This is a genomic window from Hymenobacter sp. H14-R3, from assembly GCF_030063445.1.
Taxonomy (GTDB): domain Bacteria; phylum Bacteroidota; class Bacteroidia; order Cytophagales; family Hymenobacteraceae; genus Hymenobacter.
The window spans coordinates 39,253-62,053 of sequence record NZ_JASITD010000026.1 but is presented as its reverse complement, the minus strand read 5'-3'; the positions used below and the strand labels follow the sequence as shown (position 1 = coordinate 62,053).

General features: G+C 64.4%; 20 protein-coding genes. 4 read left to right on the top strand and 16 right to left on the bottom strand.

The window, feature by feature from the left end:
- Positions 1-110 precede the first annotated feature (110 nt).
- Positions 111-2,252, bottom strand: a complete 2,142-nt coding sequence (locus QMK33_RS19150) for a carboxy terminal-processing peptidase (protein ID WP_283566231.1) — start codon at positions 2,250-2,252, stop codon at positions 111-113.
- A 186-nt stretch (positions 2,253-2,438) separates the two neighbouring features.
- Between QMK33_RS19150 and QMK33_RS19145 the strand changes: the two genes are divergently transcribed.
- A complete protein-coding gene (locus QMK33_RS19145) occupies positions 2,439-3,407 on the top strand; it encodes an ADP-ribosylglycohydrolase family protein (protein WP_283566230.1) in 969 nt (322 codons plus the stop codon).
- On the opposite strand, the gene QMK33_RS19140 is transcribed toward QMK33_RS19145, so the two are convergent.
- The 3 genes from QMK33_RS19140 to QMK33_RS19130 all read right to left on the bottom strand — a co-directional run bounded on the left by QMK33_RS19140 (position 3,306) and on the right by QMK33_RS19130 (position 6,532).
- Positions 3,306-4,283: an EamA family transporter gene (locus tag QMK33_RS19140; RefSeq protein ID WP_283566229.1), complete on the bottom strand. Its 978-nt coding sequence runs from the start codon at positions 4,281-4,283 to the stop codon at positions 3,306-3,308. The two genes, QMK33_RS19145 and QMK33_RS19140, sit on opposite strands and share 102 nt — an antisense overlap.
- Before the next feature lie 13 nt (positions 4,284-4,296).
- Entirely contained in the window at positions 4,297-5,025 is a 729-nt protein-coding gene (locus QMK33_RS19135) for a GAF domain-containing protein (RefSeq protein WP_283566228.1), read from the bottom strand.
- Positions 5,026-5,137: 112 nt separating this feature from the next.
- The gene (locus QMK33_RS19130; RefSeq protein ID WP_283566227.1) at positions 5,138-6,532 is read right to left on the bottom strand and encodes a glycoside hydrolase family 125 protein; all 1,395 of its coding nucleotides are present in this window, start codon (positions 6,530-6,532) and stop codon (positions 5,138-5,140) included.
- A gap of 114 nt (positions 6,533-6,646) precedes the next feature.
- Between QMK33_RS19130 and QMK33_RS19125 the strand changes: the two genes are divergently transcribed.
- Positions 6,647-6,991, top strand: a complete 345-nt coding sequence (locus QMK33_RS19125) for a hypothetical protein (protein WP_283566226.1) — start codon at positions 6,647-6,649, stop codon at positions 6,989-6,991.
- Positions 6,992-7,916: 925 nt separating this feature from the next.
- Positions 7,917-8,303 (top strand): hypothetical protein, encoded by a 387-nt coding sequence (locus QMK33_RS19120; RefSeq protein WP_283566225.1) that lies wholly within the window; start codon positions 7,917-7,919, stop codon positions 8,301-8,303.
- A 95-nt stretch (positions 8,304-8,398) separates the two neighbouring features.
- Here the strand turns inward: QMK33_RS19120 and QMK33_RS19115 are convergent, their stop codons facing one another.
- The 9 genes from QMK33_RS19115 to QMK33_RS19075 form a co-directional block, all read right to left on the bottom strand.
- On the bottom strand, positions 8,399-9,502 hold the full coding sequence (locus QMK33_RS19115) for a VWA domain-containing protein (RefSeq protein ID WP_283566224.1): 1,104 nt from the start codon (positions 9,500-9,502) through the stop codon (positions 8,399-8,401).
- An 82-nt stretch (positions 9,503-9,584) separates the two neighbouring features.
- On the bottom strand, positions 9,585-9,944 hold the full coding sequence (locus QMK33_RS19110; RefSeq protein WP_283566223.1) for an Imm51 family immunity protein: 360 nt from the start codon (positions 9,942-9,944) through the stop codon (positions 9,585-9,587).
- A 46-nt stretch (positions 9,945-9,990) separates the two neighbouring features.
- Positions 9,991-10,677 carry a 2'-5' RNA ligase family protein gene (locus tag QMK33_RS19105; RefSeq protein WP_283566222.1) on the bottom strand — a complete coding sequence of 229 codons (687 nt, stop codon included), beginning with the start codon at positions 10,675-10,677 and terminating at the stop codon, positions 9,991-9,993.
- A 24-nt stretch (positions 10,678-10,701) separates the two neighbouring features.
- Positions 10,702-13,083, bottom strand: coding sequence for a DUF5682 family protein (locus tag QMK33_RS19100; protein WP_283566221.1), 2,382 nt, complete (start codon positions 13,081-13,083; stop codon positions 10,702-10,704).
- A gap of 81 nt (positions 13,084-13,164) precedes the next feature.
- Positions 13,165-13,710, bottom strand: a complete 546-nt coding sequence (locus QMK33_RS19095) for a 2OG-Fe(II) oxygenase (RefSeq protein WP_283566220.1) — start codon at positions 13,708-13,710, stop codon at positions 13,165-13,167.
- A 104-nt stretch (positions 13,711-13,814) separates the two neighbouring features.
- Complete coding sequence (locus QMK33_RS19090; RefSeq protein WP_283566219.1) at positions 13,815-14,642, bottom strand: ATP-grasp domain-containing protein; 828 nt, start codon at positions 14,640-14,642, stop codon at positions 13,815-13,817.
- A gap of 77 nt (positions 14,643-14,719) precedes the next feature.
- Entirely contained in the window at positions 14,720-15,202 is a 483-nt protein-coding gene (locus tag QMK33_RS19085; RefSeq protein WP_283566218.1) for a DUF6985 domain-containing protein, read from the bottom strand.
- A 13-nt stretch (positions 15,203-15,215) separates the two neighbouring features.
- Positions 15,216-15,848: an SMI1/KNR4 family protein gene (locus QMK33_RS19080; RefSeq protein ID WP_283566217.1), complete on the bottom strand. Its 633-nt coding sequence runs from the start codon at positions 15,846-15,848 to the stop codon at positions 15,216-15,218.
- Positions 15,849-16,177: 329 nt separating this feature from the next.
- Complete coding sequence (locus tag QMK33_RS19075; protein WP_283566216.1) at positions 16,178-17,170, bottom strand: hypothetical protein; 993 nt, start codon at positions 17,168-17,170, stop codon at positions 16,178-16,180.
- A gap of 392 nt (positions 17,171-17,562) precedes the next feature.
- On the opposite strand from QMK33_RS19075, the gene QMK33_RS19070 reads away from it, so the two are divergent.
- Positions 17,563-17,967 (top strand): hypothetical protein, encoded by a 405-nt coding sequence (locus QMK33_RS19070; RefSeq protein WP_283566215.1) that lies wholly within the window; start codon positions 17,563-17,565, stop codon positions 17,965-17,967.
- 9 nt (positions 17,968-17,976) lie between these two features.
- Here QMK33_RS19070 and QMK33_RS19065 read toward each other — a convergent pair whose 3' ends face one another.
- The 3 genes from QMK33_RS19065 to QMK33_RS19055 all read right to left on the bottom strand — a co-directional run bounded on the left by QMK33_RS19065 (position 17,977) and on the right by QMK33_RS19055 (position 22,657).
- Entirely contained in the window at positions 17,977-18,312 is a 336-nt protein-coding gene (locus QMK33_RS19065) for a hypothetical protein (protein WP_283566214.1), read from the bottom strand.
- A complete protein-coding gene (locus QMK33_RS19060; RefSeq protein WP_283566213.1) occupies positions 18,312-19,388 on the bottom strand; it encodes an ATP-binding protein in 1,077 nt (358 codons plus the stop codon). Before QMK33_RS19060 ends, QMK33_RS19065 begins: the two co-directional genes overlap by 1 nt.
- A gap of 104 nt (positions 19,389-19,492) precedes the next feature.
- On the bottom strand, positions 19,493-22,657 hold the full coding sequence (locus QMK33_RS19055) for an SWIM zinc finger family protein (protein ID WP_283566212.1): 3,165 nt from the start codon (positions 22,655-22,657) through the stop codon (positions 19,493-19,495).
- Positions 22,658-22,801 lie beyond the last annotated feature (144 nt).

The following is a 22,801-nucleotide window of genomic DNA, read 5'->3' as shown; positions in this document are numbered from 1 at the left end:
GTTTTCGCAGAAGACGCAGAAGCTAATGGCGCAAAAAAAGCTCCTGAGCCAACGGCCCAGGAGCTTCAAAACAACCAGTCAAGCGCCATTCGAATCAGCGCAATCTGCGATTATTGTTGGTCCTTGATTACGTTCACGGCTTCGCCCAAGGTGATGTCCTTGTTGAGGCCACGGGTGAAGCGCATGGCACGGTTCACCTTTACCGAGTCGCCGCCGACGGCGGTGCGGTCGGCGGTGAGAGCGGCTAAGGCCAGCGGGGTGGCCGTTTTCTGGATGGCCTCGTACTTGTCCGACTCCGCCTTGAGCTGGTGCTGCATGTCGCGAAACTTGTCGAGCTTGAGCGAAACAACGGTTTCGTCCTTGCGCTTGCGCAAGGTTTGCACCAGTTCCGTCATTTGCTGGAAGGCCGGGCTGGCGGCCACGCGGGCCTTGCTGTTGGCTTCGAGCTTGGCGTAGTTGGGCTGGTCATCCCAGGGGCGGTAGCTGGCGGGCTTAATTTCGTCCCACTTCAGCGGAAAATCCGACTCCTTCTCGCCCTGGTCGAGGTACGAAAGCACATCGGGCAGCACGATATCCGAAGCTACGCCCTTGAACTGGGTAGAGCCCCCGGTAACGCGATAAAACTTTTGCATCGTGAACTTGAGCGAGCCAAAAGGCTTGAGGCTGCTCAATTCATTGGGCAGGGCCTCATCGAGGTCGATGATGCGCTGCACCGTGCCCTTGCCATAGGTGCTGGTAGAGCCCATGATGATGCCACGCTTGTAGTCCTGCACGGCGGCCGCCAGAATCTCGGAGGCCGAGGCGCTGTACTTGTTCACCAGCACCACGAGCGGCCCGCTGTACTGCACGCGCGGGTCCTTGTCGTTGAGTACGTTAGTTACGCCGCGGCTGTCGTGCACCTGCACCATGGGGCCGCTGGGCATGAAGAGGCCGGCCATTTCGACGGCATCGTTGAGCGAGCCGCCGCCGTTGGTGCGCAGGTCGAATACCACGCCTTTCACGCCTTCGGCGGTAAGCTTGGCAAGCTCCTTCTTCACGTCGGCGGCTGATGAGCGGCCGCCGTTGTCGTTGAAGTCGGCGTAGAACGCCGGCAGGCGCAGGTAGCCTATTTTCACGCCGCTCGGGTCGTTGATAACGGCCGACTGGGCATAGGTATCTTCCACCACTACCACATCGCGGATAATGGGAATTACCTTGGTCGAGCCATCGGCCTTCTTCACCGTGAGGCGTACTTCCGAGCCTTTTTTGCCCCGAATGAGCGTCACGGCCTTGTTGGTGTGCCAGCCCTCAATGCTCACGGGCTCGGTAGCGCCCTGGGCCACGCGCAAGATAGCGTCGCCCTTTTTCAGCTCACCCTGCCGGAACGAAGCCGAGCCGGGTACTATGTCCTCAATGTAAATCAGGCCTTCTTTTTCGCGCAACGTGGCCCCAATGCCCTCGAAGCGGCCCGTGAGCTGAATATCAAATTCCTGCTTTTCGCGGGGCGCAAAGTACTCGGTATGAGGGTCATACGTATTAGCAATTACGTTGGCGTAGTTGCTGAGAATCTCGTTGGCGTCGGGCTGGTCGGCAAACTGCTCGTCGTAGTATTTCAGCACGCGCTTACGGGCCTCTACTTCCATTTGGGCGGGGGAGCGGTCGGGCTCGATGGTGGCGGGCTCTTTGGCCAGGCTGGCCACGCGCGAGCGGTCGTGGCGCTTGTCCTGCTCGTCCATCATCTCGGCCACGCGGGTCAGCGTTTCGTACTTAAGCAGCTTGCGCCACTGCTCGCGCTGGTCGGCGGCGTTGGTGGGGAAGGTGGCCTTCTCGAAGTCAGTCTGAATGGTTTCGTCGGCGTCGAAGGTAAACGGCTTGGCCAGCAGCTCGTGGGCGAGTGCCTGCATCTGCTTGCTGCGGTCGGCCATGAGCTTGGTGCTCAGGTCCAAAAACTCGTGGGAGCCGCGCTTGGTTTCGTCGTCAATATCGGTCTGGTACTTGGTGAGCTGCGCGATATCGGACTGCAGCAAGAATTTCTTGCGATAGTCTAAGCGCTTGAGAGCTAGCTCAAACACGCGCTTGCTGAAGGCATCGTCGATGCGCTCGGGCTGGTAGTGGGCCTGCGAGAGCCCCTGCACAATGGTACCCACCAACACCTGCTCTTTGCTAGGTGCTGCCTGCGGGCCGCTGTGCTCGTAGAAGCGATAGGATGCCAGCCCGAATACGGCGGCAACCAGGCCGGCATAAGAGCCAACTTTGAGGCGGGGGGAGAACATTCAGAAGATAATTAGGAAGAAGGCCAAATGTAGGGGCCAAGATGCGCCAAGTTGCACGACCCAGGCTCAAGTACGGCAAAAACGTCGATGGAGACGCGATTAGTGCCGCCCAATCCAATTGTTATGCCGTAATTCTGGCGAGTTCCGCCGGTTTAGCTGGTAAACCAGCATTTGGGCCCTTTAGATATGACTGCTACCGCAATTCGCGCCGCCCTGCTGGGCTTGGCCGTGGGCGACGCCCTGGGCGTGCCCGTTGAGTTCATAAGCCGCGCCGCGCGCCGGGCCGACCCCGTAACCGGGCTGCGCGGCTACGGCACCCACCGCCAGCCGCCCGGCACCTGGTCCGATGACTCGTCGCTCACGTTTTGCCTGGCCGAAACGCTGGCCAAATCAGGTGGGCTCACCGGCCCGCCCGACCTGGCCGATTTTGGCCGGCGGGCCATTAACTGGCTGGATAACAGCTACTGGACGGCCACCGGCGAAACCTTCGACGTGGGCAATGCTACGCGCTACGCTATCCAGCGTCTCAAGCAAGGTGTTAGCCCCAGCCAGGCCGGGCCGCGCTCGGAGGAGGATATTGGTAACGGGGCCCTCATGCGCATCCTGCCACTCGTTTTTCACCAAACCTGGCAAGCGGAGAACCTGGATTTGAACGCCGCCTGGGCCCTGACCGAAGCAGTGGCCAGCGTCACGCATGGCCACCCACGCTCCTCGCTGGGCTGCTTTCTGTACCTGCTGGTAGCGCGTGGGCTGGCAGACGGCTTGGTACCAGCGACAGCATATGAGCAGATGATAAGGTTAGTAACTCCTTGGTTGCAAGCGACTACTATCCCAGCGGTAGTTCAGGATAAGCATTATCAACGGGTTCTCGATAATTCGCTGCCTACGTTAAAGGAAGACCAAATCGGCTCCTCCGGCTACGTAGTGCACACCCTTAAAGCGGCGCTGTGGTGCCTGCTGCGCCACGATACCTACGCCGCCACGGTGCTGGCCGCCGTGAACCTCGGCGACGACACCGACACCACCGGCGCGGTGGCCGGCGGCCTGGCCGGCCTAGCGTATGGCGAGCTCGGCATTCCGGCCGAGTGGCTGGCCGGCCTGGCGCGCCGCGCCGATATCGAGGAGCTGGCCCAGCGGCTGGTGGCGGCCGGCTAGCGGGCTACTCACCGCCGGTGGCGGCCAGCGTTTTGGGGCCGTGAGGGTGGCGCCGGCGCTGGCCACCATCACCAGGGCCACCGCCAGCCACTGGCTGAGGGTGAGCTGCTCGTGCAGAAAAAGCCAGCCGCAGAGCGCGGCCGCTACGGGCTCCATGCTCATCAAAATGCTAAACGTGCGGGTGGGTAACGATTTGAGCGCCTGCATCTCCAGCGTAAAAGGCAGCGCGCTGGACAGCAGTGCCAGCGCCGCGCCCAGCGCCAGCAGGCGCGGCGTGAGGGCCGCTAGCTGCCCGCTGCCCAGGCCAAACGGCAGCACCGCCAGCGTGGCAAACAGCATGCCGATGGCCACGGCCGTGTTGCCAGGCAGCACCTCGGCCACGCGCGCCCCCAGCACAATGTACACTGCCCAGCAGCCACCCGCCGCCAGCGCAAACAACATGCCCACCACATCAATGCCGTGGCCGCCCCAGGGCGCAATGAGCGCAATGCCTACGCCCGCCAGCAGGGCCCACAGCACATCAAGCCAGCGGCGCGAGCCGGCCAGCGCCACCAGCAGCGGCCCCACAAACTCCAGGGTAACGCCCAAGCCCAGCGGAATGCGCGCTAACGCGCAGTAAAATAAGAAGTTCATGGCCCCTAGCGCCAGGCCGTAGGGCACCACGGCCCGCCACTGCGGGGCCCGTAGCTGGCCCAGCCGAGGCCGCACCGCCACCAACAACAGCAGCGCCGAGAGGCCGATGCGCAGGCTGGCCGTGCCCGCCGCCCCCACCACCGGAAACAGCCCCTTAGCAAGGGCCGCGCCACCCTGCACGCTGATGATGGCCAGAAAAACGGCCGGCACGGGCGGCAGCGAAAAGCGGGTAGCATGGGGCATAGTAGCCACAAAGCTAGCCCCCACTACCCTTTAGCAGGGCCTCTATATGCTGGGCTAGTACGGTGATTACGTGCAGCATTTCCTCGTGCGTAGAGGCCTGGTACGATTGGGCGGCGGGGCTGTCGGGCTGCTCTTCCCAGCTGGCCAGGGCGGCCAGGGTTTCGAGGCGGGTAACGGAGGTTTCGATGCGGGCATACACGCTGGCCCACAGCTGCTGGTTCCAGATGGGCTGCTGCAACAGGTGCAGGCGCAGGTCGAGCAGGCTCATTACTACCCCGGCCAGGCGTTGTAGCAAGTCGGCTTCGGCGGGGCTGAAGGTGCGGGGCTTGTGGTCGATAACGCACAGCACACCAATAGAATAGCCCTCGGGCGTACGCAGGGCGCTGCCCGCGTAAAAGCCCAGATTGAGACGCTGCACCAGCGACGGGTTGATGAGGTCGCAGGGCCTGGTTTTCAAGTCTTCAAAAATACTGATTTCCTCGTGCAGCATGGCCACCGAGCACAGGGTTTCCCAGCGGTTCACGCGGTCCAGGTCGGGGTCGAGGCCGTAGTTGAGGCCAAAGCGCACTTCCTCTTCCTCCACAAACGCCACAATGCCGATGGGCACGTTGAAGAGCTTGGCCGTGAGGCGCACCAGCTCCGAAAACGTTTCGTCCCGCATCGTATTGAAGAGCTGGTAGGGGCGCAGGGCTTCGAGGCGCAACTCCTCAGTTAGGGGAGTCAGAGTAGCAGGATTTTCCACGGAAATAAGATAAAGTAGGACAAATATAAGGGTCTAGCGTGCGTTTTTTACCAACCAGCGGCTTGTTTGCCAGCTTAGTAGTGGTGCTACTAAATCGGCGTTTGCGCGCGGGCTACGTCAGCAGGTGTGGCCGCTCCTGGTACATTCGCCACAGAAACTCACTAAACAGTACGTTAGTTTCGGGCGATTGGGCGCGGGTGAGCCGGCCCGGGTCGTTTTTGTAGAATGACTCGGGCAGGTACCCAGTGCCGGCGTGCGTGGCGCGCAACTGCTGCACGCACGCCCTTATTTCGGCGTCGTCGGTGCTGGTGAGGCCACGCATTATGATGCTGAGGGGCCAAATCTGGTCGGGGCCACTGCGCGGGCTGCCGATTCCCTCACCCGCCGAGCCCTTGTAAAAGAACGGGTTAGCCGCCGAAAGCACCAGCCGGCGGGTGTTTTGGTAGGTGGGCTCGTTGAGGGGTGTGGCCCCGAGGTAGGGCAGGGCCAGCAGGCCGGGCACGCTGGCCTCATCGAGCAGCGAGTGGCCGCCGCAGCCATCGGCTTCGTAGGCGTACACGGGGCCAAACTGGGGGTGCGTCACTACGGCGTGCTGGCGCAGAGCCACGGCAATTTCGTCCGATAAAGCCAGGCATTCCTGAGCCTCCGGGCCATCGTGGGCAATATCAGCTAGCATGAGAAATGCCTGTCGTAATGTACTGACGGCCAAAAAGTTGCTGGGTACTACAAAGGGCAGCCGCGTAGCTTCGCCCCCAGGCCAAAAGGCCGAAGCGAGAAGGCCCACCGGCCGCGCCGGGTAGCCGTAGCCGCCCAGCGGCTGGGTATCGGCGGCGCTCAGCGCCGGGCGCTGGTAGCGGTAGGGGCCGGTCTGGCGCTGTTGCTCCCGAAAGGTGCTCACCGTCAGGGCAATGGCCCGCCGCCAGTCGGCATCAAAGGGCTGGTCGTCGCCGGTCGTTTTCCAGTAGTGGTAGCCCAGCCGGATGGGGTAGCAGAGCGAATCGACGGCCCACTTGCGCGCGTGCACGCCGGGCTGCCACTCGCCCACGCGGGCCAGGTCGTGGTAAAACGCACTGGCATACGGGTCGCGTAAGATGCACTGCGTGTGGCGGTTGATGACGCCCGCCACCAGCTGGCGCAGGGCCGCGTCCTGCTTCACAAACGGCAAGTAGGGCCATACCTGGGCCGTGCTATCGCGCAGCCCCATGGCGTCGCTATCACCAGTGCCGACGTACGTATCGGGCCGGCCGGCGCGGGTGCCGGGCGTCACGGTGGTGTCGAGGGGGTTGGGGAAGCAGTTCGCAAAGAGCCAGCCCAGCTCGGGGTCTTTCACATGGCGCTGAAACTCTCCGATGGCCGCCTCCACGGCCTGGCTTTGAAAGTGGCGCCGGCCCGCCGCCGGCCGCACCACGGGCAGGGCGGCCGCGGCCGGGCTAGCCAGCAGCAAGGAAGGCAGCAAGGGACTGAGGGCCAGCATGCCCGTGCCTTGTACAAAAGCGCGGCGGTTCATAGGCAACGAGGGGAAAGCGTGCGTAAAGATGCGCCCCGGGGGCCCGCCGCCGCGCAAAAAAATACTGCCTGGAAGCCGGGTAGATTTCGCAAATTACTCATAATGTGCTACTTAATGCTAAATAAAGCGCCGGTTCAGCGTTTGCTGGTCCTGGGTGGTTACCACGAGCAGGTAGAGGCCGCGGGCAGCGCGGCTACGTCGAGGCTGGTGCCCAGCGCCCCGATGCGCACGGCCTGGCCCATGTGCCGCGTGGAAACCCAGTACCTGGACAACCCCAAAATCAGCTCGGCTGACCTAGCCAAGAAAGTGACCTGCTTCTTTAACTCGCCCACCTGCGGCGGCACTGCTATCGACTCCGAGGGCAACCTGTATGTAGCCGATGCCAACGAGAAGCGCATTCTTAACGTGACGCCCGATGCCAGGAGCAGCGTGCTGGTGCAAGACCCGCGCCTCATCTAAGCCGCCGCGATGGGGATAGACCACGTGGGCAATCCCTGAATTCCGGTGCCGCAGATAAACCGCACGGCCGGCTTCCAGAAGGGCGTGGAAACGGTGGGGTTTCCGGTGCCGCTGTCCAAAATGTCGATTGGTGCTAAGCCTGTCCGGGACTGAGCAGGAAACGGCGCATATTAAAGATGCTTGATATTTTCATTGATAAATTTTCGTAATTAGCTAGTGTTTGCTTGCAGAAGCAGCTCGCCTGCACCGTGGAGCAATAACCTCCATGGTACGAGCGAGTTGCTTCAGCGAATGGGTGCCAGCTAAGCATGACGCTTTTCCTGAAATAGCTAGCGCTTAACTGCTTCCTCCGTCAAGAGTAGCCCTGTCACGTTATGGCCGCGACACGGGGCACTGGTAGCCGGCAGCTTCCATACCGTTGCTGGCCGTGGCGTTGGCCACCTGCCAGATTGTTGGCCCGGCCACGTCGCAGGTAAGCTTGCCCCAACTGTCCTAATCCATCGGTGGGGTTTGGGCTAGTTGGGCGTATCTCTGGCCTGGGTACTGGCAGCCTCTACTAGCAAGCGTAGCAGAGGCTGAAACTTTTTTCAGGTATTTATGGAAAAGTTCATTATTTTTTCCTTGAAAGAAACCAAGAAAAAATGGACGTTAAATAGCCTGGGTCAGTCGTTAATACTTGATTATTGCCTGAGAATTGCATTTATCAGATTCTAAAGAGATTTATACTTTGAAAATGAGGCCTGCGTCCTTTCGGTTCCGTGGGGCGCGGTGCTTCGGTGCTCCACTCACCCTGGTCAACCGGGGCTTAGCGGCCGCAATCCGAACGCCTGAAGGGCCTCGTAGTGAACTACAGGCATGCGCATCCGCACTGCTGCTGCTCGCTCACTCTCCGCCTATGTTCTGCAATCACTATTCTACTATTGCCATGCAGGTCTCCTATCGAGCTGACCTCAACCAGATAGCTGGCCGTTGGCTTCGTTCCGTAACGGAGGCCGAGCTGCACGCCGGCTACGCCGCCATGCGCCAGGCCGCCCTGCACTACGGCTGCGGCCAGTGGCTGGTCGATTCGCGCCGCCGCGTCAACCTTACGCTCAACAGCTGCGACTGGGTTACCAACGAGTTTCTGCCCCTGGTGCAGCAGGAGCTAGCTCAGCCGCTGCGCGTGTGCTTCTTGGTACTGCCCGACTACCTCGACAGCCTGCCCGATAGCCAGCAGCTCACCCTCACCAACGGCCCCGTGCAGTTTATGCGGCACCTGGATGAGGGTACCGGGAATGCCTGGCTGGCAAAGCGCCAGGAGGTAATGAGTTGATATATAAAAGTTTATACCGAAGATAATTTACCGCTAACAGGCAATGAGTGCCAGGCGAATGCGCGTTGGAGCGACTGGCCTGGCATGCCCGCACCCTAGTCCAGCGTTAGCTTCTGGCCCTGAATGGCGGCCGCCATCAGCTCCGGAAAGCGGGCTGGGGTGCAGGCAAAGCTCGGGATGCCCAGCGCCGCCAGCTGCTCGGCCACGCGCCGGTCGAAGCTCGGCGAGCCCTCGTCAGACAGCGCCAGCAGCACGATGAAGCTGACGCCGCTGGCCTTGAGGGCGGCGGCGCGCTTTATCATTTCCCGCTCGTTGCCGCCCTCGTAGAGGTCGGTCACCAACACCAGAATGGTATCGGTGGGCCGGGTAATAAGCTGCTGGCAATAGGTGAGCGCCAGGTTGATATCGGTGCCCCCGCCCAGCTGCACGCCGAAGAGCAGGTCCACCGGGTCGTTTAGGTTTTCGGTGAGGTTGACCACGGCCGTGTCGAAAACGACCATGTGCGTTTTCACCGCTTTCAGCGAAGCCAGCACCGCCCCAAACACGCCCGCGTACACCACGGAGGCGGCCATGGAGCCGCTTTGGTCGAGGCAGAGTACAATTTCCTTGAGGGCCTGGCCGCGCCGGCCGTGGCCCACCAGCCGCTCGGGAATAACGCTGCGGTAGGCGGGCTGGTAATGCTTAAGATTGGCCCGGATGGTGGCGCCCCAGTCGATTTCGTGGTAGCGGGGGCGGGGGTTGCGCACGGCCCGGCTGAGGGCACCCTGCACGGCCTGGCGCAGGGGCTGGGCCAGCTTCTGCTCCAACTCGCGCACTACTTTGGCCACTACTTCGCGGGCAGTGGCTTTGGCCTTGGCGGGCATCACGCGGCCCAGCGAGAGCAGCAGGCCCACGAGGTGCACGTCGGCCTGCACGGTGCGCAGTATTTCGGGTTCCAGCAGCAACTGGTTGAGGCCCAGGCGGTCCATGGCATCCTGCTGCATAATGGCCACCACCTCGGTGGGGAAATACTGGCGGATATCGCCCAGCCAGCGGCTCACGCGCGGGGCCGAGCCGCCGAGGCCGCCCTTGCGCTCGCCGTCGTAGAGGGCAGTGAGCACCTGGTCGAGCGGGCCGTAGTCGGGCGGCATGGGTACGGCATTGTCGGCGTCGGCGGCGCTGCCAAGCACGAGTTTCCAGCGGGGCGCGGTGGGATTCATAGCGGAGGTTATCTGAACCACGGATTCATCCAGATTTTTCGGATTTCGCGGATAATTTTCTGGGGTGGGGCAGGACGGTTTTTTACGCGAAAAAATCGTCGGGGTCGGTTTGGCTGAAGTACTTTTTGAGCTTACCCAAATCACTGAAATGCGGCAGCACCAGGGCCATAAAATCGCGGGCGGCGGCCGGGCTGTCGGCGTACACCAGGAAGGTATCGCGGTCCTCGGCAAACTCCAGGTTCTCCAATAGTTCAGGCTGAAACTCTTCGATGATGGTTTCGATGTGCTCGCGCCAGGAGGGGCCGTCGCCGCCGAAACCGTACTCTTCGAATAGCTTGTAGTAGTCGTCGAGGCCACTCACATCGGCTAGAATCAGGAACTGGCGGGCCGGGTCGGCGGGCGCTTTGGCGGCGGCTATTTTAAAGGGAAACGTGGACGTCATAGGGGAAGGTAGCGGTTTTGGCAGCTACCGAAAAAATAGCGACTGCTTAGCGGCCCAGCGGGTATTTTTCCAACAACACTGTGTGGGCCGCCTGCTGGTCCCAATCGTTGTGCACCAGCTCTACGCTGGCTATTTCAAAGGAGCCGAAATCCTGCGCTTGGTACTTGCTTATTTTTTCGAGCAGCGCCACCGAATTAGCCAGGGGTTTCCTGAAGCGAATCACCGTGGAATGAGCCGTTTGCAAGCGGTAGCGCTGGTCGATGGAATGCGGCAAGTCGGCGTGCTGAAAAAACTCCCGAATGGTTTGGCGCAGACTAGCCAGGGCATCGCCCTGCGGAAAACCTTGCACCATAATGCCGCCCGGCGAGGCCGTGAGCCCTGCGTAGCGGATAGTAAAAGGCCGCGCCGCCTGAAGAATGCCGCGCAGTGCCCGTCGGTATTTTTCGGGACTGATAGCCTGTAGGCTAAAGCCTGGGTAGCAAGAGATTATGGAGAGAATGGTAAGGTGGATATCGGTAGCCGGGTAGTAGTACTGTTCGGGCTCCGCTTGCCGAAAATCAGCCAGCATGGTTTCGAGCCTGGCCATGACTGCTGCCGGCGGCCGCGCCAATAGCGTGAGGCCGCGGCGGGTATCGTGCGGCGCGCCTAGCAGCGCATCAACTTCGGCTGCTCCTTGCGCAAACTGGCGCAGGGCTGCTTGGCGCATCGCTGCGTACTGCTCCGGTAAATTCATAGGGTGAGAATAGTTCTTGAGCGGTTACGCCAGCGTGGGCGCGCCCAGTAGCTCGCGCAGCACGGGCAGCACCCGCGCCCCGCGGGCCCAGTCAAAATCCAGCTCCGCGGCGGCCGGTGTAGCGGCGGCCGGGCCAGTGCCGGCCAGCTCCATAATTTGCCGGCGCTCGGGGCGCGAAAACTCGGCAAAGGCCCGGCGCAGCAGCGGCACCACCTCGCGGAACGCGTCTTCGCTCAGCGCACCCAGCCAGGTATCGAGCAGCGCAAACAGCTCGGGGTGGTGAATGAGCACGAGGCCCGAGCCGCGCAGGAAGCCCTCCATCCAGGCGGTGGCGTAGGTGGTGGGCTGGGCGGGGGCCAGCGCCAGGCCCAGGACGGTGGCCGTGGCGCCGGCGTCGGCCTGCTGGGTGTCAAAGCGCAGGCGGGCGGCGGCCCCGGCCAGCAGGCCGTTGCTGGCCGTATTGCGCCCCACGGCGGCCAGGGCGGCGTACCAATCGGCCTCGTGGCCAGCATCTTGCAGCAGCCGGATGGCGGCGTGGGTGGCTTCGATTTTTTCCAGCAGGGGGCGGGCGGCGTCGAGGTCGAGGCCAGTGCAGGCGGCGGGCAGGCCAATGCAGAGGCGCGGCACCAGCTGCTGCACCACCTGGGCCACCTGTTGGGTATCGGTGCGGCGCACGTTGCCGTAGCGCAGCACCTGGGCCAGCGGGGGCAGGGCGGCCAGCAGGTGGGTTACGTCGCGGGTGGTGGCCCCCAGGCTTTCGAGGCGGGCCACCAGGGCGGGCATGGCCGGGCCGAGGTCGGCGCGCAGGGCCTCGTCAAGCAGCTGGCTGACAACCTCTAACGTGGTGGCTTCGGCGGCGCGGGCGGTGGCGCGGGCGGCGGCGGCGGCCAGCACGGTATTGCCCCAGCGGCCGGCTTCGATGACGGCCAGGGCCATTTCGGGCGGCCATTCCAGCTCCCAGTCTTCGTGGAAGGTGCCGGCCTTGCCGCCGCCCACGCGCTGGGGCTGGCCCCAGTTGATGGCCACCAGCCGCAGCCGGTGCAGCAGGTGGCTGCGCTGCAAGTGGCCATCTTGGCGCAGGTCGAGGGCCAGGGGCTTGCGGCCGGGCTCGGGCTTGAGGCGCAGGGCTTTTTGCTGCTGGGCCAGGTCTTGCTGCAAGGGCGTGGCGGGCTGGCCGGGCGGCACCTCACCCAGCTTCTCGCCAATAACTAATTGCTGCTGAATAACTTGCAGGCCTTCGGCGTAGCCGCCGCCCAGCAGCGCCACGGCGGCCTCCTGCAGCTCGCCGATGCCTGGCAGCTGGAGCCCGCGCACAGCGGCCAGTGAGTGGGCCAGCCGCACGGCCTCGATGGCGTGGGCCGAGGAGGCATCGAGGTCCTGGTCGCGCAGCAGGCGGGCGGCGCGCACCATCCACTGCGTAACCACAGTGGCGCGGGGGTGGGCAAACAGCAGCTCGTACCAGGCCGGCGAGAGCACGCCCGCCCCGTAGCCCGAGCTAAACGACAGGCGCTCATAGGTCCACGGTATCCAAGTGGCTTCGACGGGCGCTTTTTTCAGGCCCTTGAGCAGGGCTTTGTCTTCCTTTTTGTGGGCGTCGGGGTCGGTGAGCACCGGCGCGTGCCAGGCCCCGCATACCACGGCCACGCGCTGGTAGCCCTGGGTGAGGGTGGCGCGCAGGGTTTCGCGCATGTAGGCCTCGCGCAGTAGGGTTTCGTCGCTTTCGGGGCGGGCCAGCTCGGTGCGCAGGGCGGTCATCATTTCCAGCACCACGGCGAAGGTATCGGCGTGGCCGGGGGCCTGCTCCAGGTGGGTTTCCCACCACTGTTCCGAGTCGGTGTAGCCGGCCAGGCGGGCGATATAGGCCACGGGGTCGGCCTCGATTTCGGGGTCGTCTTCCGCGGGTGCCTCACCCCCTAACCCCCTCTCCTTCAGAGAGAGGGAACTAGTTTCTAGCTCTAAGCTAGCGGCGAGGGTGGTATCATCGGGAGTTTCTAAGCTAGAGTTAGATGCTAGTTCCTCCTCTCTGAAGGAGAAGGGGCTAGGGGGTGAGGCACTTTCGGAGGGCGGTTCTACCGCATTATCCAGCCCAAAGCGCAGCGCCATCGGCAAATCGAAGCACCGTACGTGCGCCTCATTCCGAAAGCACCACTGCACGGCCTGCCACTCGGGCGAGAACTCGGCAAACGGCAGAAACGACGCCTGGCCCTGCTGCTTGGGGTTATAGAGTAGCAGCGCTACCGGTGGCACCAGGGCCGCGTCGCGCAGGGTGGCCAGGGCGGCCTCGCCGTCGGCGGGGCATTCGAGCAGTACGATGTCGGGCCGAAAGGCATCGAGCGCGGCCACGAGGCTGGCGGCGCTGCCGGGGCCGTGGTGGCGGATGCCAAAGAGGCGGAGGTCGGTGGGCACGGGAAAAGGCGGAAAATGAAACGAAAGAAAGCGCGCAAACCTGCGCAAAAAGGCGGGGGGTGCACCCCGCCGAGGTGGGGGCTACGCGCCCTCGTAGAGCACGTCGGTGCGCAGCACGTATTTACGGCCCTGGGTCACGGCGCAGCCTTTGTGGCGCAGCTCGTGCCGGAAACACAGGGCCGCCCCCCGCTGCGGGGCCACGGTGAGGGCCTCAAACTCGGTTTCGCCGCCCTCAAAATCAGCGTTGAGGTACAGTAGGAAGGTCCAGCGGCTGGCCACCGCTGCACTTTGGCGAATGCGGCCGTCCTTGTGCTTGTTGAAGCGCTCGCCCACATCGTAGCGGTAAAAACGGAACTGGTCGTGCAAGTCCACGGCGGGCGCGCCATCGGCCTCCGGCAGCAAAAACGGCCGGGCCCGCTGCCAGAGCGCCGCCGCCAGGCCGGCCGCCGGGTAAGCCAGCCGGAAGTTGTTGCGAATGCCCTTCAGCACCTGGGTGCTGGCGCCCGTGCCCACGCCCGCCTCAGTGTAGCCGAGCTGCTCGCTGCGGGCAATGAGTTTGGCGCATTCGGTGGGCGACAGGAAATCGGTAATTTCAAAAATGGATTCGGTGAGGCGACGCAGAACCATAAGTAGAATGCACGAAGGCCGGCTGGCTGGAAAAAAAGGACGGGCGGGGCGCGGCCCCACCGCCAAGGCGAAAGTATTCAAACATACGCGTCCGCGGCCAGTCGTCAGGCCGGGTTTTGGGCCCGCCAGGCCGTGACGGCCACCACGGCGGGCGCGATATCGGCTAGCTGGTAGAAGCCCGTGCCGTTGAAGCAATTGCACTCCACGATGAAATAGTGGCCGTCGGTGCGGGCCGTATCCAGCACAAATACGCCGTGCGGCTGGTAGGTGGCGCAGCAATCGGCCACGAAGGCCAGCAGCCCGGCCGGCACATCGGTGGCCGAAATCCGGGGTTCGCCCCGCCACTGGTAGCGCGTAGTCGTGACCACCCGGCCGCCCACCACCACGTGCCGCCACTCCTTCTCAATGGCCCGGGGCGCGGCAAACACCAGCTGCGCCCGCGGGCCCGGCTCGGCCCCCGGCACCTGCGCCAGCTGCTGGTGCCAGGCTTGCAGCTGCGCGAAGCTAAGCACCTGGCCCGCAAAGGTTTTGGTATCGTCATTGGGCCGCACAAACCACTGGCTGGCGGCCGCGTGGGGCCGGGCCACGAAGCGGCCCAGCGTTTCGATAGCGGCCCCGTGGTTGAGCAGGCGCGGGCCCCACTGCGCCTCGTAGTTGGCCATCGTAAACGTAGCCGCGTCGTAGCACACCCCGGCCGCGTAGCGCGCCGAGTGGTAGGCGTTCATAATCAGCGTAGTAGCGCCGTAAAACACGCAGCAAGCTGCCGGGTTTTGCAGCGCGGGCAGCTCCGGGGAGAAGGGCACCGCCAGCACTTCTTCATAGGAAATACGATGCTGGGCAAACGCCTGCCGAAAGGCCGCCAGCGTGGCGGGCGGCAGCAAGTTGTGCTGCACCACCCAATGCACGGGCGGGAGCGAAGAGGAAACGGACACGGCAGAAAAGCTAGTGGCTAGCGGATTAGTCTTTTAATCGCAAAGTACTGATTAGTAATACGATAAATGAAAAAGCATTAGGTGTCGGCGATGCCCCCGATTTCAACCAGCTTGTTGGCTACAAACCTGGCTTCCAGGCCGTGCTCGGGGTCGAGGTCGTAGGCGATGACCAGCCGCAGCGTATCCTCGTCCGACACGCGCAGGTAGCTGATATCCTGCATATAGACGGCGTGCTGGGCGGCGCTGGTGAGGCCCAGCGCCGGCTCGCCCGACTGCGCGGGGTCGTCGTAATAGTGGGCGTATAGCTGCTGGTACTGCGCAAACGCCTGCTCTTGCAACTCGGCAATGAGCTCGGGCGCGTGGGCCATAAAACGCTGAAAAGTAGCCGAGTAGGCATCCAGTTGCGCCGGGGTCGGGTTGTATTCTTCATCTTCTTCGAAGAGCTCTTCGCCCAGAAAAACCTCGATTGGCCGCTCGAAGCCCGGTAAGGTTACGGGGTGCTCAGCCGACAAGCCTGCCCAGTCTTCGGCGACGTCGCCCCAAAAAGAATGATTTAACATAATTACTTGAAAATCAGTTAGTTATTGCATTGAGCCAGCGCTCGGCCTGCTCCCAATTATCCAGGCTGATGCGGGCATCGGGCACGAGAAACTCATACGTGTCTTTCTGCGCGCCTGCGTCCAAGGTATACAGGCCCTGGGTCAGGTCGTCGGTAAAGGTGGCGAGCAGCTCGGCCACCGAGCTGGCCACCGGGAAGGCAAGCTCTTCTAGCACATCCAGATACAGCACCTGGCCATAGGTGCCGGCCGCGGCGGGGTCGAGGTCCAGGAGTAGCCAACTGCGCGAGTAGTCGAAGCCCAGGCGCAGCCAGTAGGGGTTTTGCAGCGCGCCGGCCCGCACGGTGGGCGCGGCCCGCCGCAGGGGCGAGGTCAGGATTTGGGCCGGCGCGTGGTATTCGTAGGCATCCAGTACTGCGGCCAGCGGCAGCAGGCTCATGCCGTAGCAAAGGCTGCCCCAGGTTTCGTCGCGCATGCCGTTGTGGCGGCGGTAGAGGGCCTGGTAGTCGGCGGGCAGGGGCCGGCCCACGGCGGCGGCCAGCACCGCCAGCTCGGCCTCGGGCGCGCCGGGGTTCAGCGACTCGTGGAGGATGCGCGGGGCATGGGCGGCCAGCCAGCGCTCGATTTTATGCCAGGATTCGGTGACCATAAGGGGCGGGAGCAGGCGCCGGTTGAGCGGGGTAGGGTTTTAACTTTCAAACCCGTTTTATGGGTGAGCAATGATACTAAAGCTGGCGCAACCAAAGTGTGGGGTAAGCTTTAGCCTGCTAACCCAAATTGCGAGCCATGCTCCCCGGTCGGCCGGCTCGCGCCGGCGGACCGGCAAAGCGGCCCTACAAGCTGAAACTTGCCAGGGCGGCGCGCTGGTCCGCGACTTGGGTTTGCTAGAAAAATATTTTAAAATTTTGGTTATTAGGCAGATGTGAAATAATTAACTCCGCTACTGGTAAGCTAAAGATTACCCTACATGCAGTAGTGCTAGTAGTCCGAGTCCTCGCGCCGGCTCACGGCCGCGCCTACGTGCTTTTCGATGGCCGTGGCCAGGGTGGCCAGTGCGCTGCTACCGTAAGCATCAGGTAGTTGCAAGTCGCCCACGTGCAGTAGTACGCCCCCGGTGCCCCGGGCCGGCCGCAGGGTAAGCAGGTCGGTTGGCGGCCCCGCTGGCGTGAGCAGCACGGTATCCCAGCGCGTTGATACGGCCCACTGCGCCCCGCCCGGCACGGGCCACAGGGCCACGCCGTGGTCGGTGAGCCGGGCACTGATGGCGGCCGGCGTGTCCAGCAAATCTTCGCCATACAGGGCGCGCTGTGCTTGCCGCAGCAACAGGCCGGGGGTGGCGGTGTAGGGGGCTGGCTGGCTCAGGTCGGGGTGAAAATAGGGGCCTTGGGGCTGCGCCGTAGCAAATAGCAGCAGCTTGCTAGCCGCGCCAACCCGGGCGGCCAGGGCGGCCGACTGGGCCAGCGCGGCGGCCAGCGACGGCTGGGCGGCCGTGCGCTCATCCTGCCAATCGAGGTAGAGGCCGGCGGCACTCACCGCGCCATCGTCCTCCCGCAGCCCACCAAATACCGAGAGCGAAACGCGCACCGTCGGCCGTTGCCAGGTGGCCCAGTGCACCACGTTGCTGCTGGTACTGGGCCCGGCCGAGCTGCCCGCCTTGCCAGGCGGCCCCAGCAGGTGCGTGAGGGGCACCAGCCAATAAGCCGGGTCGATGACGTAGGAGCCGTGGTGGGGCGGCGGGGCCAATTCGTAGCTGGCTTGTAGCACAGGCTTGCGGCGGCCGGGTGCCCGCAGGCTACACTCGGTGGTGGCTAGCCCGTAGGCCGATGGACATCGGCAGCGTAGCGTGGGCCAGCCGCCGTAGGTGGGCAGGCGCTTGGCCGCGGGCAGGGCCGCTTCGGTCGCCTCCAAGGTCAGGCCCCAGGTCAGGGCCAGGTCGGCATATAGAAAAACCTGGTCATTGAAGGAAGGCATGGCGGCTTGGGGGCATTGGGTGGGCTTGTTGAGCGATTATAGCCCGCTGGTAAAATGGTGTTTTAGGGTAAACGCTTTGGTAGCTAACCTTCCCGGTCGGCCGGCTCGCGGCGCGGACTGCGCAACGACAACCGGTTTTAAAGGCCGCCAGGGCCGCCGCCGAAACCGGCCGATTCAGGGCCGCGTGGTAGGTGAGCTGGTGCTGCCGCAGCAGGGCGTCGAGGCAAGCGAGCAGGCTTGCGAATGTGGGCATGGCAGAGAATAAAATGCCTGAAATTTAGCTGTACATTGAACCAGCCAATTGAGTGATGCGCCTGGTTTTGCCCGGTGGCCGGAGACTTCTGCCGGGCCGCTTTAGCTCATTGCTTTCATACGGCTTACCTGTTTCGCCCATGGCACCCGACCAGTTTTCTACCGATTTTTTGCAAGTAGCCCACCGCCCCGACCTCGGCCACCTCACCGGCCGCTGGCTGCGCTCGGTATCGGAGGCCGAGCTGCACGCCGGCTACGCGGCCCTGCGCCGGGCGGCGCTGCACCACGGCTGCGGCCACTGGCTCATCGATGCCCGCCGCCGCACCAACCGCAGCCTCAACGGCCCCGAATGGGTTACCACGCAGTTTTTGCCCGAGGTGCAGCGGGCGCTGAGTGGCCCGCTGCGCGTGTGCTTCCTGGTGCTGCCCGATTACCTGGCTAGCCTATCGACGGGGGCCGGAGCGCCCGCCGTGCCCGGCAGCCCCGTGCAGTTTGCCCGGTTCGTGGATGAGGGCGCGGCCAATGCGTGGCTGGCGGCGGGGTAACAGTGGTACTCAAAGTGCCGCTTGGGCTTTCAAATAATTGGCCAGCCGTATTTCCAGTATTCGCTTCACTTCTGTATCATTGGCGAGCGGCACCGCCTGCTGCGAGTCCTCTACGGATAGCAGTTCTACCAAGTGCACCAGCGACCACTCTACTCCGTAGCAGCCGCAATCGGCCGGCGGGCCCAGGTTAATTAGCTGGATGGCCTGGGCTTGCGTTAGAGGCTCGGTAAACTGTTGGAGTAAATCGTCAAACTCCTGAAGCGGAAAGCTGTCATCGTCGGGCAGGCGGGCATCAGGTAGTGGTCCTGATGCCCGGAGGCGGGCGATGAGCGCGGCATTATCCATTACGCCACTACCTCGCGGCAGGCGCGGTACAAATCCTTCCAGCCCTCGCGCTCCTTCACCACGGTTTCGAGGTATTCGAGCCATACTACTCGGTCGGGGGCGGGGTCTTTGATGATGGCGCCGGTGAGGCCGGCGGCCAGGTCGGCGGCGCGCAGGGTGCCATCGCCGAAGTAAGCGGCCAGGGCCTGGCCGGCGTTCATCACCGAGATGGCCTCGCCGGTGCTGAGGGTGCCGCTGGGGCTTTTGAGCTTGGTTTTGCCGTTGTCGGTCATGCCCTGGCGCAGCTCGCGGAAGATGGTAACGAGGCGGCTGATTTGTTCCAGGGCCGGGGCCTCGGCGGGCAGCTGCAAGGTGCGGCCCTGCTTCTCGACGCGGGTTTGCACGATGGTTACTTCCTCGGCCAGGGTGGCGGGCAGGGGCAGCACCACGGCGTTGAAGCGGCGGCGCAGGGCGCTGCTCAGCTCGTTCACGCCGCGGTCGCGGTCGTTGGCGGTGGCAATCACGTTGAAGCCCTGGGTGGCCTGAATCTCGGTGCTGAGCTCCGGAATTGGTAACACCTTCTCCGAGAGCATGGTAAGCAGCGTATCCTGCACGTCGGAGGGGATGCGCGTCAGCTCCTCGATGCGCACGAGCTGGCCCTCCTGCATGCCGCGGTAGAGGGGGCTGGGCACCAGGGCGGCCAGCGAGGGGCCCTCGGCCAGCAGGCGGGCGTAGTTCCAGGAGTAGCGCAGGCTGTCTTCGGCGGTGCCGGCGGTGCCCTGCACCAGCAGGCTGGTGTGGCCGCTCACGGCGGCGGTGAGGTGCTCACTCACCCAGCTTTTGGCGGTGCCGGGCACGCCCAGCAGCAGCAGGGCGCGGTCGGTGGCCAGGGTGGCCACGGCAATTTCCATCAGCCGCCGCTGGCCGATGTACTTAGGCTCGATTTCAAAGCCATTGTCGAGCTTGCCGCCCATGAGGTACGTAACCACGGCCCAGGGCGAGAGCTGCCAGTTGGGCGGCTTGGGGCGGTCGTCGGTGGCTTTGAGGGCGGCCAATTCTTCGGCGTAAACGTCTTCGGCGTGGGGGCGGAGCAGCATTTTGGGAAAGAATTTAGAAGGAGGGGTGAGGAATTTGACATGTCATAACAGAAGGTCATGCTGCGCAGCATGACCTTCTGACCGGTGTGCAGGGCCGGGTTATTCTACTCCTGCAGCGACGCTTCCAGCTCGACCTGGAAGCGCAGCGTAGCTACAAACGTCTGGATAGAGTGCTGAAAATACTCGTGTGGCTGCGCAATGGCTTCTATCTGCCGGGCGGCCTCCACCCGGTCGGCCGGGGCAATGCGGGGGTGCACCGTTTGCACCAGCAGCCAGGCAATTTCCTGAAGGTGCCCGGGTAGATTGTAGCCGGCTATCAGCCCTGCGGTATCCGTCAGCCCGGCGGTGCCCGTCAGCATAGTGGCAATAGCCTCAGTAACGGCCAGGCTGAGTACGCGCGGCCAGGGCGCGGGCACGAACTGGAGGCCGTCGGACCAGTCGGTTTCCTGGCGGCGTACGCGCTCCAGGGCGGGGGCTAGCAGCAGGGTCTGGCGGTCGGCGGTCGATAGCAGGTAGGCCAGCCCTGCCCAACTGATATTGCGCAGGTGGTGATGCTGTTGCTGGCCGGGCACTTGCCGGTGCAGGTAGGGCAGCTGCTGCCACAGGGCCAGAAAGGCGGTGGCAAAGTCGGCATCGCGGTGCAGTAGCGTGCTTTGGGCCCAGCAGGGCAGCAGCGGCACGGCCCACTCCGAAGCCAGGGCGGCGGCCAGCAGCTCGGCGGGGGTGAGGCCCAGGTGCGCTGCCCAGCGGTGCGGGGGCAGCAGCGCCAGCAGGTTGCCGAGGCGGGCGGCGGCGGGCCCCACCGTGCTGCGGATGCTGGGGTCGAAGGAATTAAATACAAACAGGTCGTTTTGCTCCTCAATGCCGTCGGCCAGCCACGACTTATCCCAGGTGGTGGGCAACGTGATTTCCAGCTCCACGCTGCCCAGGCCCAGCAGCTTGCGCCTGGCCGTAATAAGCGACGCGGCCCGCGCCCACAGCCGCTCGGTGAGGGCCGCGCCGGGCAGCTTCACCAGCAGTGAGGCCGCCCGGCGGCGCACCTGCTGCCCCCGCGCCCTGAGCAAGGCTTCGAGCGCCGGCTCGGCGGTGGGGTGCAGGTGGTCGGCCAGCGCGCTGAGGAGCGCTTCCTGCTCTTTGGCCGGCTCGGTGGGCAGGGCGGCCAGCAGCAGGGCGCGGGCCGCGTCGGCATCCTGGGTAAAGCGGTTTTGGAGCCACGCCAGGCGCACGGCCAGGGTGCCGGTTTCCCAGGGGCTGAGGTCGGCCGGGTCGGTGGTAGCGGGCAGCGCGGCGGTAATCAGCCTGGCCCAGGCGGGGTTGAGCGCTGCCAGCCAGGCACCCCGCGCGCCAAGTACCGGCCCCACCTCGGTAGTAAGGGTGGCCGAGCGGGTGGCGTGCTGCAGCAGCGGAGCCAGCAGCCGGGTGGGCACGCGGCGGCCGGCGGCGGCCACCCGGCGTAAGTAGTTGGGCAGCAGGTCAAGGTGTTGCGAATTTGTCAGCATCTGGTGCAGGCACTCGGTGCCGCGTGGGCCCAGCGCGGGCAGCGGCTCGGCGGGGGCGGGCAGGGGCGCGGGCGCGGTGGCCGCCGCCGGCCGGTAGCCAGCTTTGCGCACCAGGGTGAGGGCTCCGGCGGCCAGTAGCAGCTGCTGCTCGCGCATAGTGGGCAGGGGCAGCGCGGCCCAGGTCGGCAGGGTTTCAACCGTTTGGCGGGTGCCCAGCAGCGCCAGGCGCAGTAGCTGCGGCCAGGCGGGGGCATTGGCCCCTGAGAAAATTTCGCTTGTCGCCGCGGGGTCGGGCGCCGCTGGCGGCCGGTGCGCCAAGATAGTAGCTGCGTCCCCCACCGGCTCCCGCGTATCCGTTTCTTGTTCAAAAAACATGACTTCCAGCGGATTAGCACTTGTTTCTTCGTCATCCGGCACCCAGCTGATGAGGGGGCAAAACGCCTGGCCGTCCCACTCGCCGAAGAGGGTGAGGGGCTGGCCGCCACTTAGCGCCAGCCAGTGCCAGGCCAGCTCCTCATCGGCCAGGCGCAGGGGCAGCGTGAGCGGCTCGGTGGTGTGGTGCAGCAGCCAGCGGCCATCGGGCGAGGGCCGCAGCTGCACCGGGGCCAGGGCGGCTGGCCACTGGCGCAGCCAGGGCTGGTGGGCCAGGGCGGTGGCGTAGCTGTTCAGCAAGTGGCTGATGGTGAGGCCCGGCGGCGCGGCCGCGGCCGCGCTGCCCCCCAGGGCCAAGCCTACCGCAATGGCCCGCAGTGGCAGCAGGCCGGGGTAAAAAGCCAGCTCGCCCGCATACGTGCCCTGCGGGATAAGCGGCGTGCCAAACGCCTGGTTGCCAAAGGCAAAGTCCAGCACCAGCGCCAGGCGGCCCGATTGCTGGCCGTAGAGCCAGCTGCGGCGGCCCGTGAGGCGCTCCTCGGCCCAGGCGTACTGGCCCAGCACCAGCCAGGTATCGGCCACTACCAGGGTGGCGGGGTCGGCCAGCAGCTCGTCTTTTTTGGGCGTGCTGCCTACTTGCTGCTCCACATCCTGGCGGGCGGTGGGGGCTAAAGTATTGCGGTTGAGAAAGGTGCGCAGCAGCACGTACACCTCACCGAGGCGGCCCAGCAGGCGGCCGGCCCAGTCGGGGCCAGCGGTGGGGTAGTCGGCCAGTTCGCGCAGGGTGGCGGCCAGGCCGGGCAACTGGTTATCGACGAGGCGGCCGGCGGGCACTTCCCAAAAGTTGCCGGGCTTCTGGCCCAGGTCGGCGAGGCCGGCGCGCACTAGGTCGAGCAGCCAGGTTTCCAGCTCCTCGGCCCCGGCCTGCATGCGGGCCTCGCGCTGGGTTTCGCGCTTTTGGCGGCCGGCGTTGGCCGTGGCGACGCTGGTAGTGCCTCCTGCGTCAGCTGATTCGGTGGTGGTTTTGGCGGGCCGGGCGGCCGCTTTTTCGGCTTGCTCCGCGCCCTTGGTTTGGCGCTTGTCGAGCCAGTCGGCCAGCCAGGCGGGCGGGGTGCCGGGGGGCAGCAGCGCCGGCTGCCGGGCCAGCAGCAGCAGCAGCCCGGCCCCGTGCTTGCACGGAAACACCCGGCTCGGGCACGAGCACTTAAAGGCCGGCTCAGTGAGGTCGATGCCAGTGAGGTAGGGCTTGCTGCCGCTGCCGGCGCACTCGCCCCAGGCGGCGGTATCGGTGCGGCCCAGGCCGCCCCACTTGGCGGGGCCGGCCAGCGCGCGCCCCCGCGTCAGGGTGCCGGGGTCGGTAACGAGGGCCGTGGCCTGGTCTTCGGAAAAGGACAGCATAGTGTGGTGAGCTGCTAGGTAATGAGCTGGCAGCTTTTAGCTGATAGCTGTTATTTCGTCTTGATTAACAATAAGTTGTGAAAAAGGCGTTGCCTTCTTTTGACAGCTTAGCGGGCAGCCGGGTGCACCTATCGGCGGCCCAAG